General features: G+C 57.6%; 11 protein-coding genes and 1 tRNA gene. 2 read left to right on the top strand and 10 right to left on the bottom strand.

The annotated features are described in order from the left end of the window. The first annotated feature begins 80 nt into the window (after window positions 1–80). The gene (locus ACR0EN_RS16910; protein ID WP_480587912.1) at window positions 81–914 is read left to right on the top strand and encodes a LysR family transcriptional regulator; all 834 of its coding nucleotides are present in this window, start codon (window positions 81–83) and stop codon (window positions 912–914) included. Window positions 915–916: 2 nt separating this feature from the next. Here ACR0EN_RS16910 and lptF read toward each other — a convergent pair whose 3' ends face one another. The 8 genes from lptF to ACR0EN_RS16870 form a co-directional block, all read right to left on the bottom strand. Next, window positions 917–2,056, bottom strand: a complete 1,140-nt coding sequence (lptF, locus tag ACR0EN_RS16905; protein ID WP_170392575.1) for an LPS export ABC transporter permease LptF — start codon at window positions 2,054–2,056, stop codon at window positions 917–919. Window positions 2,057–2,128: 72 nt separating this feature from the next. Further along, window positions 2,129–3,544, bottom strand: coding sequence for a flavin-dependent monooxygenase QhpG (qhpG, locus tag ACR0EN_RS16900; RefSeq protein ID WP_170564400.1), 1,416 nt, complete (start codon window positions 3,542–3,544; stop codon window positions 2,129–2,131). A gap of 4 nt (window positions 3,545–3,548) precedes the next feature. Next, window positions 3,549–4,859 (bottom strand): radical SAM protein, encoded by a 1,311-nt coding sequence (locus tag ACR0EN_RS16895; RefSeq protein WP_480587910.1) that lies wholly within the window; start codon window positions 4,857–4,859, stop codon window positions 3,549–3,551. Continuing rightward, window positions 4,856–6,616, bottom strand: coding sequence for a ferritin-like domain-containing protein (locus tag ACR0EN_RS16890; RefSeq protein ID WP_480587908.1), 1,761 nt, complete (start codon window positions 6,614–6,616; stop codon window positions 4,856–4,858). The genes ACR0EN_RS16895 and ACR0EN_RS16890 overlap by 4 nt, the downstream gene beginning before the upstream one ends. Beyond that, entirely contained in the window at window positions 6,609–8,282 is a 1,674-nt protein-coding gene (locus tag ACR0EN_RS16885; RefSeq protein ID WP_170819345.1) for a hypothetical protein, read from the bottom strand. Before ACR0EN_RS16885 ends, ACR0EN_RS16890 begins: the two co-directional genes overlap by 8 nt. Window positions 8,283–8,321: 39 nt before the next feature. Then, complete coding sequence (locus ACR0EN_RS16880; protein WP_170819346.1) at window positions 8,322–9,887, bottom strand: FAD-binding oxidoreductase; 1,566 nt, start codon at window positions 9,885–9,887, stop codon at window positions 8,322–8,324. Between the two features lie 120 nt (window positions 9,888–10,007). Next, on the bottom strand, window positions 10,008–13,313 hold the full coding sequence (locus tag ACR0EN_RS16875; protein ID WP_480587905.1) for an adenylate/guanylate cyclase domain-containing protein: 3,306 nt from the start codon (window positions 13,311–13,313) through the stop codon (window positions 10,008–10,010). A 228-nt stretch (window positions 13,314–13,541) separates the two neighbouring features. After that, window positions 13,542–13,617, bottom strand: a tRNA-Trp gene (locus tag ACR0EN_RS16870). A gap of 142 nt (window positions 13,618–13,759) precedes the next feature. On the opposite strand from ACR0EN_RS16870, the gene ACR0EN_RS16865 reads away from it, so the two are divergent. Then, a complete protein-coding gene (locus tag ACR0EN_RS16865) occupies window positions 13,760–14,464 on the top strand; it encodes a DUF374 domain-containing protein (protein WP_170402235.1) in 705 nt (234 codons plus the stop codon). Window positions 14,465–14,498: 34 nt separating this feature from the next. On the opposite strand, the gene ACR0EN_RS16860 is transcribed toward ACR0EN_RS16865, so the two are convergent. Then, window positions 14,499–14,720 (bottom strand): hypothetical protein, encoded by a 222-nt coding sequence (locus tag ACR0EN_RS16860; protein WP_170420395.1) that lies wholly within the window; start codon window positions 14,718–14,720, stop codon window positions 14,499–14,501. A gap of 270 nt (window positions 14,721–14,990) precedes the next feature. Then, the coding region (locus ACR0EN_RS16855) for an EF-Tu C-terminal domain-related protein (protein ID WP_211330766.1) at window positions 14,991–15,080 on the bottom strand (90 nt) is incomplete at its 5' end.

Below are 15,080 nucleotides of genomic sequence, written 5' to 3'. Positions count from 1 at the left end.
TCGTCAAATCACTTTAAAGCGGCATATGTAGGCAAAAAAATGAATTGATTTTATCAATACGATCAAAAAATACTTTCAATATGCAAACCAAATCTCTGGAAACATTTTTAAGCGTTGCAGAAACCGGTGGGTTTCACTCAGCGGCCCGTAAGTTGAATGTAACCCAAACCGCAGTCAGCGCCCGGATCAGGGCCCTGGAAGACGCAACAGGCAAACCACTGTTCTCGCGCGGGGCCGGCGGAACGGTATTGACCGAGTACGGTCGCCAATTCAAACCCTATGCGGAACAGATGCTGTCGCTGTGGTCGTTCGCCGCCAACGACCTGCCTGAACAGATTCAAAATCGGTTGGCACTGCGTCTGGGTGCCCAGTTGAGCGTGTGGGATCCGTTACTGGTGGACCTTGCTGTTCGCTTTGAACAACGGTTTGGACAATTGCTTTTAACCCTGAATTACGACCATGATTTGGATATGGTCGACGCCGTTGCGACCCACGTACTTGACGCCGCGCTGACCCATGAAAAACCTACGGACCGGCGCGTGGTATTCCACGAACTTGCGCCCGAACGGCTGTCTTTGGTTCAAAGCAAGAAGGATGCGAACACCGACGCTGAACGGGTATTTGTCAACATAGAACTGGGCGAGACCTACCGGGATCATGTCCGTTCCACAGCGCGTCTCGCGACAGGGCAAACTATCTTTCTGGGTAATTGCTTGATGGCTTTACGCTATCTCCTACAGCGTGGCGGGTATGGGTATTTCCCGGACTATGTCATCACTCAGCATCTGAACTCGGGCGAGCTGTTGCGCGAGAAAGATGCGCGCGACTTAATGCTACCGCTGTATTTGGTGGTCCGTTCGGACAGTCAAGAAGTTGCAAACATCCTGCAGTGCCTGGAGGAACTTCGCCGCTGACTTCAGACCGGTGACGGCTTTGGTGCTCCGTTTCGAACCCTTTTTCGCAGCAAGGGTCGCCCCGCGGCCAGTAAAAACAGAACCGACACAAGCACGCCCATAACGGCGGGAAGATACAGCAAGCCCCAAAGTCTGGGATCATTGATGACGAACGGGGATACGAATCCCCGAACTCCCTCAAGCAGGACCAGAATGGTAAAGGCACCCAGGATCTGAGGCCAAAGCCCAAAGCGCGAAAAGCTACCCAGCATCAGGGTCGAATATCCGACCAATGCGACCGCAATACAAATCGCAATCCACGAGAACCTCTGGTGCAGCTCATCCACCAGATGGCCGATGCTGTGATCATCTTTCACTGAGACCGCTTCGCGATCCCAGATCAACTCGACCGTCGGGATGGCTTCAAGGCTGCGATGGCCCATACTCGAATTCTGGGTCAGTTCGGAAATGTCGTAAGAGGCGTCTTCGAACAACGTGGATGACAGCGTGTTACCAGCCTGATCATACCGCAGCGCAATCCCATCCAGCATAACCAGATGAATGCCCGAAGCCTGATTGACCAGATAGGCGGTGGCACTGGAATAGCTGACAGGGTTAATCCCATCGCGACGGTCTGAGACGAAGACTTCGCGCAGCGTTCCGTCCAAATCGATATCGCCGATATAGACGGTTACACCTTCTGCTGGATGCAAGAATTCGCCCTCATTCAACAGCTGTGCGGTGACATCTCCGGCAACTTCATCCTGTCTTAATTCCAGTTGATCAACCGATGCAGGTCGCAAAAAGACGCTGATGACAGCCATCATCAGTCCCGCACTGAGCCCGAACACCAAGACCGCTCGCGCAAGTCGCCACGGGCTGGAGCCTGTTGCCAGCATCACCGTCATCTCGCTTTCGCGGCTCAAACGGTTGGTGGCGTAAACAGCGGCCGCAAACACCGCCATGGGCATGACCGTCCGGATCAGCGTCGGCAAGGTCAACGCCGTGAACTCCAGGAATACCATCGCCGATTGGCCGCCGCTGATGACCCGATCAAAAAGGCTGACTGAACGCGTGATCCAGAACACCCCGACAAGCACAAGGGTGAAAAAGCCAAACAGCACCAGCAATTGCCGCAGGAAATACCCATCAAAACGCGACATGCGACCTCTTGTTTCTTGGCGATTGGCGTTGCGGCGGACTTTAGGTGATTCAACGCGCCGAGGAAACCTCGATTAAGCCTGATCAGCGGCGGGGATCACGATGCGATGATACCAAAGCCAGCGCAGAATGCGCGACGCCGTGTGCGTGGCCAAAACCTCTGACCAGCTCTTGATGATGTTCAAAGTGGTTGTCGGGGCGCCCAGCCGCTCTAACAACGGTCCCAGCATTGCGCCCTCCAGATTTGCAACTGGCCTTGGAAGATTCGGGTGCCCTATGACAAGGCCGGGTTCGATATGCGAAGCGGTTTGCACGCCGGAAGTGATGAGCTTGGCCTGAGGTGACAGGATGAGGGGCTGATCATCACGCAACGCCTCCGTGTTTGGATCGAACGCTGGAGACTTTACCCAATCCAACGGCTTTGCGCGCTCAGCCCAGAAGTGCGAAGGATCGACAGCATGCTGCCGTGCATAGAAATCGGCTGCGAGCGCTGCATGGGTCTGCACACGCTCGAATTGCCGATCCGCATAAAAAGACAAAGCCAGATCACTATGATCGGGGGTTGTCAGAAGCGTGTTCACCACAGCTGCGGCCTGCACCGCCTGCCCCATCGCCAATTGCACCCCCTGCGACGACAAAGCGTCGACCGCGAAGCTGGCCTCTCCGACCCGCAGAAGGTCGCGCGTTGGTGGTGTTGTCTCGGCCTGGCTGGTCGCATCCGCCCGCCGCGCAGGCCCGATACGGCGCTGTTCCAGACAGGGCGCTAGTAGTGTCGAACGGGCCAGAAGATTCAGATAGAGATCGCGTCGATCTGCGGGTGGCAGCCCGATGCAGGCGTCGGGATCGACAAAAACCATTGCGTTGACCACTCCTCCCGGTAACAACGCGCCCCAATACCAATGCCCTTGTCCCGCCTCGACCCGGGCTTGCGGGCCAAAGCCCGGCGGCACGTGCCAATAAGCATAAAGCGCCAACAAAGGTTGGGATGCAGGGCGAAACCTGCGGCCCAGCCCGGCTTGCCGTCCCGCTGCGTCCAGCAGGATTTGTGCCCGGATCCGAAAGGCGCCCGTGTCGGTCCGAACGGGAATCTCCCAACCAGACTGCTGGCGCACCGGGCGGTATGCGCGCGCAGGTTGGACGACCTGTGCCCCCGCCGCTTGTGCTGCATGTAACAGCACCGCATCAAACTGGCCCCGGTCAACCAAAAGTCCGGGGTGATCACCTTCGACGCCGCGACGTTCGAACGCTCCGGCCCAATGCAAAAGCGATCCGCTTGCACGCAGAAAACCGGCTTGGGAAACGGTTTCGTCGACCCCCAACAGGTTCAGGATCGGCCAGATTGATGGCGGCAATGACTCGCCGACATGTTGGCGCGGGAACGTTTGCCGCTCGATCAGGCAGACGCGCCGACCTAGCTGAGCCAACCTCAGCGCAGCAGCGCTACCTGCCGGGCCGCCTCCGATCACGCAGATTTCGGTCTCAATCTCCATCCGTTCAGGCAGAGGCCACCCGTGCGGACACGCCAAAATAATCCGGACGTGCTTCGGACAAGCGGACATAGGCTTGAAAGCAATAGTGCAGCCAACCTCGAATGTAGTCGCAAGCGGGGCGTCCGCGATGGATGACTTCGTGATGACACCCGCCGCCGCAGAGATACCGCGCCCAGCAGGTGCCGCACGGGGATTGTGTGTGCACGTGCCGATCCGCCAACCAGTTCTCGCGCCGAAGATCAGGGCCATCATATACATCGCCCATGGCTCCGGCTTCGTCTTCAACAAAGCGATGGCAGGCGAACAGGCCGCCATCAGCGGACACGCCAAAATACCCGCCCCCTGCCCCGCAGGCATAGGGCCGATGGGTGCCTCGGTGGATCTCCTGCATCGCCGCTGCCATGTTCGAGAATGGGTAGCGCCGCCCTTCGATGACCGCCGCCTCGAAAACTTCGCCGCAACGGATCATCTGCGATAGCATCTCGTCCAAATCACTCCGGTTCAGTTCATGCTGACCGTTGGGCGAGGCCAGCATGGGCGAGAATCCAATCGAATGAAATCCCATTCCCACAAACCGATCCAGCGTCTCTGGCAGGTTCATATTCTGCGGCGTAACCGTCACCCGGGCACCAACCTGCATACGGTGTTGAGCTGCCAGCAAAGGCTCGACCCGTTTCAGGATCGTATCAAAACTACCCCGACCGCCACGATTTGGGCGCAGCTTGTCATGGACCTCGCCCATGCCATCCAGACTGATGGTGACAGCAAATCCATGCGCTTCGAAAAACGCCGCATCCTCGGGGCGTAGCAGGGTCCCGTTGGTTGTGATCGATAACCCGACGCTCAACCCGTTGGCCTGCGCCTGATCGACGGCATATTCCGTAGTGCGTTGCACCAGATCGCGGTTGATCAGAGGTTCTCCACCCAAATAGGCAAGGTTGATCCGCACACCGGGTTCGGCTTCGGCCACCAGCCGATCAACCGAAGCCTTGGCGACTTCCCATTCCATATTCCGCGCGGGTCCGCCAAATTCTCCCCCTGCAGCATAGCAATAAGTGCAAGCCAGATTGCATTTCTGCGCCACTGCCAGTGACAGCGACCTCACGGGCATACTCTGAGGCGGCGTGTCATCGATGAAAGGTGTTCCATCCAATCCCATGGACCTGAGGAAAGCGCTTTGACTTCTCTTGTCCATCGTTGCGAATTGGTCCGCCGTCCCCTCAGGCACATCAAACACGCGCGATCCATCAACGGCCAGCATGTGATCTCCATGCCCTGTGTCAAAGAAATGCACCTGCGCGGCGGGTGGGATCACGCCTTACCCTCCGTCCAGAATGGGATGCCAATCCCCTTGGCGGCCAGCGCTTCGCCCTCGACGCGGAACAGCTTCATGTCATCGCGCACCTGCTGGATGTAGGCCTGGGAGTCTTCAAATTTGCCATCCGCTTCAAGCGCATAGGCGTTGGCTAACCCATCCTTGACCTTAGCGTAGAGTTCCAGCGCCGTCCTGGCCTCCTCCTCAGTGCCAACCTCAATCTGACGCAAATAGGCAGGCGTGCCTTCTCCCGTATCGTATTTGGCCAAAACGTCCTTCATTTGACTGAAGCGCAGGAAGTGCTCGTCCCCGTCGGTGTCGATCCGTACCGCCAGCGCATAAAGGCGGCGTTCCGGGAACAAATCCTCCTGCTCCAAAGTCGCCACACATTGTGCATAAGCGCGGTCGATAAAGCCTCCGGGGCGCTCGATCTCGATGAAATCCGCAAGCGCTTCGGCCGTCAATGGCCTCAGTGCGCGCGGCTGCGTCTTACCCTTGCCCGCCGGCAAGGTTTCGGACGGGGTCAAGATGGGTTCATACCCCTCGGACTCAAGCTCCCAAAGCAACTGGTTCGCCCAGCGCATATGGGTCATCTCGCCAATCGCGACCTCCAGCACCGAACGCCGGGCAAATATCAGATCGTCTTTCAGCGTCGGCCATTTTCGGGTATCCGCCGTTTCGGGATCCGCCAGCGAGAAATAGGCATAAAGATATTGCAGGCTCAGCGTCATCTCCATCGCGGCCAGACGCGTCTTGAGGTCCTCGATCATCGCCTGCGGCGTGTCATAGGGCTCCACACCTGGCATTTCGGGATCAACTTCATAAACCTCGCCCGTTTCGCGGCCTTCAACGACGATAGGCAATTCGCTCCACATCTGATTTACCTGATAATGGTCAATTTGGTAGGGGCGGTTTTGTTCGACCGTATTCAGCGCCGCGACGTTACCGGACGCAGACTTGTCCGAGCGCAGCCAATCCAGATAGGTCTCGGCCTCGATCGGGTTCTTTGACTGTCCCGAGGGTAACTGATCGTCAGGCGCCACCTCAGCCATCACTACGTCGGGGTGGTTCGAAGGCCAGTAGTGGCAGCCGCAGTCGCGGAAGTCATGGGACCACGGATTGCACAGGCTTTGCGTCAATTCTCCGGGATCATAGGCTTCGCTGAAGACCCCCGCCTCGGTCCGGTACTGGCGGCGGAATCCGTGCAGGACGACCTGCTCGGTATCCACGATGCCCTCATGATTGCGCCGTTCCAGAGCAATGCTGACCGGTTTGTCATCACCATGTTCCAGACTGCGGATGAACCGCCAAATCATCAGCCCGTCATAGGGTGTGCCGTCTTCCTCCTTGAAAGTGATGCGCTTACCGCTCTGCTCGACCCATGACAGGAACCAGCGACCTTGGCTGAGCTTTGCGCCGATGTCACCGCTGTAGGCCTCCAACAACGTCTGCACCCACTCCTCGGGGCTGTTGTCAGGCAGCATCGGGTCGTAGAAATAGTCCACAAAAACCAGATGGAAGCCCTGCGAATTCTTCGGTGCCTCGGGCACGGGGTTCAGCGGCACCCGCGCGGCGTTGAACACCAGACCGGGGAAAAAGCGGCGGTCCAGGTTGCGCACATCCATTTCCAGACCGGGAAAGCAATTCCCCACCGATCCGTCCAGTCGCGTGTTGTCGGGGTTGCCCGGTACCTTATAGGCCGCGCGGGCGGTCAGGTTGCGGGGTTTAACGCGGATATGGCCGGGCTGATCAGACATTCTGAGCCTCCGTTTCCTGTGCAACCAGATAGTCGATGAACGAGATCACCAGATGGTACTGCCTGCGCGACAGCGACAGCGGGTAATAGTTGGAATCGCGCATATAAGGCGGCATCCGCGCGTCGTGCATCGAGTCGCGGATAATCCGAGGATCGCGAAAATCCGGGTTCGGATTTTGATCAGGGTTCGGGTTTGTCTCAAGCTCGGTCAGGATACCATATGGTGGACGCAGCAGCGTTTTAACGAAATCCGGGCGACGGCGCAGGAAATCCAGCAGGTTGGCCTCGTCAATCAACTGCTCATGCACGAACTTCGTCGCCACTGTATAGGGCAGCCGATCATTCGGCACGGAGTTCGAAAAGACCGAGATCGGTTGCGGGCGGATCAGTTCGTCGATCTTGTCCGGCGGCCTTGCATCCTCCTCCGTCATGGATTTCGCATCGGTTGACGGCAGGCCCGGCGTCGGGGAAATCCCGGTTTTCGCCTGTAATTTGGCATTGTCCTTCAAACCTTGCGCGCGGATATCGTCGAGGTTGATCAGGCTGTTGGTCTCGAAGGCACGGCGGAAAATATCAACCACCTCATCCTTAGCTTGCGTGTAGTTCTCTTCAGTTACCGAGATTAGCGACAGATCACGATCGGCCAGATCATCCTCAAGGCTATAGAACGGACGCGCATCAGGTGCAAAATCGGGTGGTCCGGTCATGATCGTGGCGCGTGCGGTTAGGCGTTCGCCACGCACGGCCAGCGTCGCCTCGATCACGCCATCGCTGGTGTCATCGGCCACTCCCCAGGATTGGTCATTGCCCACACGGGCACCGTCGTAACTATCATGCGGCTCAGGGTCGTCCGAGGTGCCGGACATCATGATCCATTTCGACCAAGGGGTGTCGGGGTTCAGGATGCGGTTCTGTTCGGGCACGATTTCGTGGATGCGACCATATTCCGATTTCGGCGGGTCGTTCTGATAGCCCGGTACGGCCAGCGTCGCCGGACCGTATGCAGCATCAGGCGGGCCATAAACCTCACCTTTCGGAGGCATAAAGCGCAGGCGCAGGATGCTGCGGTCGATGAACTCCCCTTCGACCGGTTCATCATGACCCTGCACAGGATGCATCACACGGATCGAGCCTAGCGGGATCGGGTTATGCTCATAGACCATCGGCTGTTGTTCGGACGTATACGGGCTGAAGGCCAGCAGGGGTTTCGGGGTGAAATCCTGACCCGCAATCTCGACCCGTGCACGAAACCCGCAAGCCGCGTCGCCAGTCCGGCGCTCGGCCTTGGTGTTCCCGACGGTGACCGAATAGCGCACGTTTTGCAGCGACAGGCCCTGATCGTCGAGCAGATCGAGCGTCACCGGTGTCTCATATTCCTCGCCCGTCTCGGCATCATGCATCCGCGCCCACAGCTCAAAGAACGGGGCAACCGGACGCAGCGCGCCGCCTTCGTCGCGAAAGCGGATCGTGTCGGGATCGGGAAGATAGGCGGTGACACTGCCATCTTCGATCTCGCGCAGGGTTATGTTCGAGCGGATGACCGTTTTGTTGTTGCCATGGGCATCCATGTCCTGCTGCCACTCATAGCTTTCCAGCGGTGTCTCGCCCGGTCCCAGGCGAGCAACCGCCATGGGTGGCAGAAAGAAAATCTCTTGGATCGTGTCCATACTGGGCCCTCCCCCGTTTGGCCTTGGCAGCCCCTGCTTTCAGGGGTTCGAATAGCTCTCGTATGTGATCGTTGGGTCGTCGAAGATCGACTTGGACGTATCTCGGATGATGTCTGGCGGAGCGTCATCCGGCACCGGTGAAATGCTCTGCTGATAATGGAAGAAATTATGCGGGTCGAATTTCTGCTTCACGAACAGCAAAGAGTTGAAATACTCGCCCCAGTATTGCCAGCGATAGTTCTTCTGGGTCCGCCGTGGATAGTTCTGATAGACGCGATCAATGAAATAGCCTTCTTCGGTCATCAGTTTCATGAATCCGTCGAGCCACGGCACCACGATCTCTTTTTCTTCTTCCGACACCCAGAACACATCGACGTAGAAGTTCAGCGACACATCACGGTGAATGAAGGCATTGCCTTGTTTGCCCAACGGCATCCGATTGATCGCCCCCCCATAGGGTTCGATGGCCACAGCGCCATAAGCGTTGGGCGTGCTGTCGAGGTAGTCTACGACGCGCTGCCATTCGGCTTCGTTGAGCTGGCGTTCAATATATCCGGCCTGCTTATCTTCACGCGCCTGATCGGGGACGACGGGGATGTCATATTTGTCGTCATACAGCCATGAGTTGATTTCTTGATAGGTGCCATAGTTCTGGTCGTCCTCACCCATCTCGCCGCCGATTTCATCGCTCAGCAGGGGCTGAACAAACGCGTTCCCCTCTTCGGACGTGCCATCATAGAGCGCCGACACCAGCAGCACCTTTCGATCTCCCTGATAGGCCAGAAAGATATAGGCCCCGAAACGGTCATCTTCGCAGGTGCGCATGTAGTTGGCCTGCAGGTACTCCAGTGCCTTGGCGGCTTTGTCCAACGGCCATGTGATGTGGCAACCCCAGACTTTATACAGCTGGTGCAGCTGGTAGCGGATTTCCAGCAACACGCCAAAGTTATTGCCGGTCCCGCCTCGTATGGCCCAGAAGAGGTCGGAGTTCGTTTCTTTGTCCGCGATCACGATACTGCCGTCCCACAGCATGACCGTGACACCCAGAACGCTGTCGCAAGCCATCCCAAGCCGGCGTGAGGTAAAGCCATAGCCGCCGCCCATCATGAAACCCGCAACGCAGACATCCTGACAGGCCCCGCCCGGCACGTGCAGGTGATAGGAGTTCAACTCCGAATTCAGCATCTTGAACGGTGTGCCCGGACCGACATAGGCCATCGGCACCTTTGGATCGACGGTCACGTAACGCATTCGGCTGGTATCCAGCACCATCTGGTTATTGACCGAATATCCCGCCGTGCTGTGACGCCCTGACCGCGCAACAACCCACAGTTCATGCTCGCGCGCGAAAGCAAGGCTGGCGCGTACATCCTGAATGGTCTCGCAATAGACGATGATCTCTGGGTAGTCCTGGAAAGCCGGATTCCAAACCTGCCGGTCATTGTTGTAATCCGCGTCGGTCGGCAGAGTGACCGTTCCGATCAGTTTCTTCTCAAATTCACGTATCTCATCGGGCGTGATCGAATGGTACTGCTGCAGCGCCAGATCGGTACGGCTTTGCGCCAAGACATCCTTGGCCAGAAGGGTTTTGCTGATCTTACGCATTAGGTCTCCTCATACCACAAGAGCGGGGCGCCGGACTGGTGGCCCAGCGCTTAAAAGTCGAAATTCAGGTATCATCCCAACTCTGCCCGCGCCCAAGCTGGCAGCAAGTTGGCCTTCGGGTCAAGTAATCGTTTCCATCAACGCTCGTGCGTCTTTGAGGTCCGGCAGTTGGGCATCTTGATGGAAATGCGACATGACCGAATTCAACGCCTCACCAACCGGTTCGCCTCGGTGTTGCCGCCACTCCGCCAACGCGACCGCCGCACGAAGCTCGTAAAGCCGCGCGCCTTGCCTTTGCGCTGTTTCGATAGCGCGCAACAGCAGCGGTACGGGATCGCCCCCTGTCTTGGCTACAAGGGCAGCCTCAATACGAAGCTGATCGGCCTCGGCCCATTTCTCTTCGGTTTTACTCAGAACATTTCTGGCGTGCGTCAGAGTCTGATGCGCCGCGTCGTGATGGCCGGCGTTTGTCTGAATCTCGGCAATCAGCGAAGGGAAGAAAGTCTTGTAATTTCCGGCCCCAACCGACCACCAGTCTTCCGACGCCTGACGCAGGTCCTCGATATGTTCGACTTCAGAGGTCGTGGTCGCCTTTGCCCAGCTTTCCCATAGCCGCGCAATTGTCGCCATAAAGGGTAGCGAATGCTCCTCGGCGACTTCGGACAGCGCCTTAACATCCCTTTGCAATGCAGGGATGTCGCGCGCCAGCAGGTGAACCTTGCACATGTAAACCAAGATCTGCGCCACACTATGCGCGTGCTTGAGGTTCTTGGACCATTCCAGCGCTGTATTCTGCACCTGCAGGGCATCTTGATGCCGACCCATCAGGCAATAACATGTGCCCAGAAATGCTGATGTAATCGCGGCATGATCCGTTCCATAGACATAGGCTAGCTGGCTGTGCTGATCAAAATCATAAAGCGCCCAAGCTTGCTCAAGATGGCGCTTTGCATCTAACAGGTTGCCCAGATGCAATTGCACCGCCCCCATGGCGCGATGACCGACCATGCGGTGTTCGGTCTTGCCGCTTGTCGCCGCCAGATCGAGGATCTGCGCAGCCACGCCTTTCGCCAATCGATATTCGGCACGCACAAGATGGAATGCATATAGCCCGTTGAGCACAGGAAACAGCCGCTCGGTCTCGTCAGCTCGGTGACATAGTTCGCGCAGACGCCCATAGGCCTCACCCGTCGCATCCCCCGAAATACCACTTGTTGAGCGCAGGACACCGGCACGCAGGATCTGGATGTCGATCTCTTGCAAATCCCGTGCACGGCTCTTTGGCAGATCGGCAAGCTGATCCAGAGCTTTCGACAGATGGGTCAACGCCTCGGCCTGGGCCGAGCGTTCGATCGCTCGACGCCCCGCGCTTTGCCAGTGCATCACGGCCTCATCCGCGCGTTGGGCCAACGTGTAGTGCTGTGCCAGAACCTCGGGCTGAGTCTGGGCCAGTTGCGGCTGGTTCTCTAGCAACGCACCCGCCGCGCGGTCATGCAGCGACTGCCGTTCCGTGCGCAGCAGGCTGTCATAAGCCATGTCGCGAATCAATGCGTGGCGGAAGATGAACTCATCCTCTGCCGCATCCGGGGCTTGAAGAATGATCCCGGCCGATGAGAGCTGTTCCAGTCCGGCCTGCAGAACCGTCGGAGACAGAAACGAAACAGAGGCCAGCAACGCGATCGAGAACTGCCGCCCGAACACGGCGCCGGTTTGCGCCACTTCTTTGGCCTTGCCCAAACGGTCTAGACGCTCCATCAGCGAATCCTGCAACGTGCTGGGAACTGAAAGCGATGGCAGGGGGCCGCGCACGACATACCCCTTGTCGCTCAAGCGCAATTGCCCCGATTCCAAAAGACCGCGGGTCACTTCCTGGACATAAAGCGGAATGCCATCCGTCTTGGCCGCAATAAGGTCGCAAACCTCGGGTGGTACAGGGTGCCCCCCCGCCACCTCAGCTACGATCTCAGCCACATCCCGATTGGTCAAACGCTTGAGAGGTATACGCAGGGTATTGTTGTGGTGACCCCAACCCGGATCGAAACCGGTACGTGCTGTTACGACGATCAGCACCGGTAAGTCCCGAATATGTTCGATCACCCGATCTGTAAGAGACAAGGTGGTCGGATCAACCCAATGCGCATCTTCGAACAACAGCAACACCGGTCGTTCTCGCGCTAACGTTGCAAGCTGTTCTGTCACTGCCTCCAACGTCTTCTCAAGCTTCACTTGCGGCGGCAGGTCGAGAGGTCCCAGCGTAGCATCAGCATCAACGCTCAACAAATCAGCGATCAGGCGCACATGCTCCGGCGGGTGATGGCGCAAGAGGTACGAGAGTTTTCCCAGTTTATCCTCATCGTTGTCTGTCGGCGCAAATCCTGCGGCGCGTTCCAGATGCTGAATGATCGGATAAAGTGCCGAGTTGGCATGAAAGGGCGAACACTGGAAGTTCAGGCGAAGCGCGCCTTGATCCAGCACTTCTTGGCTAAGCCCCTCAATCAGGCGTGATTTGCCGATCCCTGCCTCGCCAGTGACAAGAACCGATTGTCCAGCGCCCTGACTTGCCTCATTCCATTTGTCGGTCAGCTTGCGGAACTCTGCCTGGCGCCCAATGAGCCGACCAGAACCGGCATCAGGCATTATGTCAAATCTGCGCTCGATCCGCGCCTGCCCGGTGACGCTCCAGGCTTGTATCGGTTCCGAAAACCCTTTCAGTGCGAAAGACCCGCGATCCTGCAGTTCAAATGCATTGCCCACCAATCTGCGAGTGGATGGGCTGATGATCAGTGTATTGGGCTCGGCCAAACTCTGCAAACGTGCTGCCAGATTGGGTGTCCGCCCCATGACCACGTCATGTTCCTTCAACCCTTCGCCATGGATCTCGCCCACAACGACAAGACCGGTCGAAACACCGATCCGCGCAGTCAGACGCTCCTGGCCTTCCATGCGATTCAATCCTTCAAGAATATCCAGACCCGCATGAACGGCGCGCGAGGCCGCATCTTCCACCGCGTGAGGATACCCGAAATAGATCATCGCCCCGTCACCCATGAAATCGGCGATATGTCCACCAAAGCGAGCAACCGAGGTCGAGCAAATTTCCTTGAACCGCCGAAGCAGCTCCCCCAAGTCTTCGGGATCAAGCCGCTCGGACATGGCAGTCGAGCCAACCAGATCAACAAACATAACTGTCAGTTGCCTCCGCTCGGCGACAATCTTCCCACTGCCTTGCACCGGTGTCGGATTGGCATCCCGCGCCTGCCCCAATGCGGCCATCAATCGGCGCCTTGGTCCAAGTGGCAGCCCAAGGTCGATCAAATCATGTTCGGAGAGGTGTGCGAGATCGGCCAATGTAACTTCGTTCGACGCGAATACCGGCGCATACTTCGACAGCCCGTGTTCTTCAAGGAATGCGTCGATCTCTGTCATTATCCCCGTTGTCCCCGATCGTCTCCGGGTTCCCCTACCCGGTCAGGCTTGCATATTGTGACACAAAAGCCGAACGACTTTAGCACATTAGCTGGACAGTCCTGATGGCTTTTCCTTCAGCCTTGATCAAGCTTTTTCTTTATTGCCGCACACGTCAAGTGAATTGCGCCACACGTATGCACCAAGCCCACGCCTCTGTTGCAGGAATTTCGCTTGTCCGGTGGGAAATGGCAGGGGCAGCAGGGTTCGAACCCGCGACCTACGGTTTTGGAGACCGTCGCTCTACCAACTGAGCTATACCCCTAGGCTGGGCCATCAGATATGACAGAGGCGCAGCGGACTCAAGAGGCTTTTTGAGTTTTCCGAACACTTTACCGCTGACAAAAAAGTTGCGCCCGGCGCGCAGTTCTTTAAGACAAGGCTCGGCCAGCAGGAGGACCGCAGCCTTGAGCATCCGCAAGAAAATCGCAGACAGCGAAGCCGTGCTGAACTGGGTCGCGCGACGGATCGCAAGCTATATCCGGTTGGTGCATCGCAACACACGCTGGCAGCGCATCGGTTACGAAGAACTGGATCAACTGGCCGAACAGGGCGAACCGGTCATCGTGGTGCTGTGGCACCAGAGACTGGCACAATCGCCATATTTCTTCCCACTGGACAAGGGCCGCATTTGCTCGATCACTTCGGCAGCGCGCGCGGGCAGCATGGTGGGGCGGGTGCAGAAGCTATTCGGGATGGATACAATTGCAATGTCCAGCCGCAAGCGCCACGTCGCCTTGTCGCGCGAAGTGCTGGGAAAGATGAAACAGGGTATCTCGATTGGCATTGCCGCCGACGGCCCTCGCGGACCCGAGCGGGTATCCTCGACCGTACCGCTGGTCTGGGCTCGCACATCAGGTAAACGAGTTTTCGGCATCACCTATTCCGCGCGGCACGGGCGCGAAGCCGGAACTTGGGATCGTCTGCTGATGCCTCGCCCCTGGCGCAACGACGGCGTATTTCTGTGCCGCGAATGGACCGATCCAGTTCCACGCAAGGCCAGCGAAGAGCAGATTGAGGCCCTTCGTCTGAGCCTTGAGCAGCATATGAACGACATCACCGCCGAGGCCGACCGGATGGTCGGGCGTGAGCCATGGGCAAAGAGCATGTGAACCCAGAACCCGGCGTGAAACGACTATTGCGCCGTTAGGCCGCGTCTGCGCTGGTTTTGACCGAGGTCGCTCCTCTCGCCATGCTGTCCGACATTTCAGCAAGCTTGATATCAAATCGCTTGCGCTCTCGGCAAAAGTCGCTGATTTTGCACTCAACTTCCTGTTCGTCGTCACCGAGTACAGCGGCTCTCATATCATCCAAATCCTTGCTGTGAAGGATTTGCGTTCCATAGTTCAGAAATTCAAAACCAAACATCTTAGTCTCCCCTGATCGCCGGGGCGCACTTGATTTGCGCGTCACCCTTGCTGTTGCAATAGAGAGCTGGGAGTTCAGTCTTCGTTTGGAGTGGACGGTAGATTAAGAATGCGAGATCGACAGCTGTTTTGTTCAATGAACTCAGCTTGCCCGAGATCATTCGACGAATAATCTCAATGCGCCGAGAAGATTGGATGAGAAAAGGCCGCCCCATGTAGAGCGGCCTTCTTTAGTTCACCGATTTGTCGGGCCAAAGCCCGACTACCGTGATTACTCGATGATTTTCGAGACGACGCCGGCGCCGACGGTGCGGCCGCCTTCGCGGATGGCAAAGCGCAGGCCGTCTTCCATCGCGATCGG

The sequence above is a fragment of the Ruegeria sp. AB7 genome, from assembly GCF_056542625.1.
This window is presented reverse-complemented; position numbering and strand designations above follow the sequence as displayed.

Bases quoted from the DNA above. Each gene is read 5' to 3' on its own strand.
- lptF (WP_170392575.1), bottom strand. From the start codon at position 2,056: ATGTCGCGTTTTGATGGGTATTTCCTGCGGCAATTGCTGGTGCTGTTT.
- qhpG (WP_170564400.1), bottom strand. From the start codon at position 3,544: ATGGAGATTGAGACCGAAATCTGCGTGATCGGAGGCGGCCCGGCAGGT.
- ACR0EN_RS16890 (WP_480587908.1), bottom strand. From the start codon at position 6,616: ATGTCTGATCAGCCCGGCCATATCCGCGTTAAACCCCGCAACCTGACC.
- ACR0EN_RS16860 (WP_170420395.1), bottom strand. From the start codon at position 14,720: ATGTTTGGTTTTGAATTTCTGAACTATGGAACGCAAATCCTTCACAGC.
- ACR0EN_RS16880 (WP_170819346.1), bottom strand. From the start codon at position 9,887: ATGCGTAAGATCAGCAAAACCCTTCTGGCCAAGGATGTCTTGGCGCAA.
- ACR0EN_RS16875 (WP_480587905.1), bottom strand. From the start codon at position 13,313: ATGACAGAGATCGACGCATTCCTTGAAGAACACGGGCTGTCGAAGTAT.
- ACR0EN_RS16885 (WP_170819345.1), bottom strand. From the start codon at position 8,282: ATGGACACGATCCAAGAGATTTTCTTTCTGCCACCCATGGCGGTTGCT.
- ACR0EN_RS16910 (WP_480587912.1), top strand. From the start codon at position 81: ATGCAAACCAAATCTCTGGAAACATTTTTAAGCGTTGCAGAAACCGGT.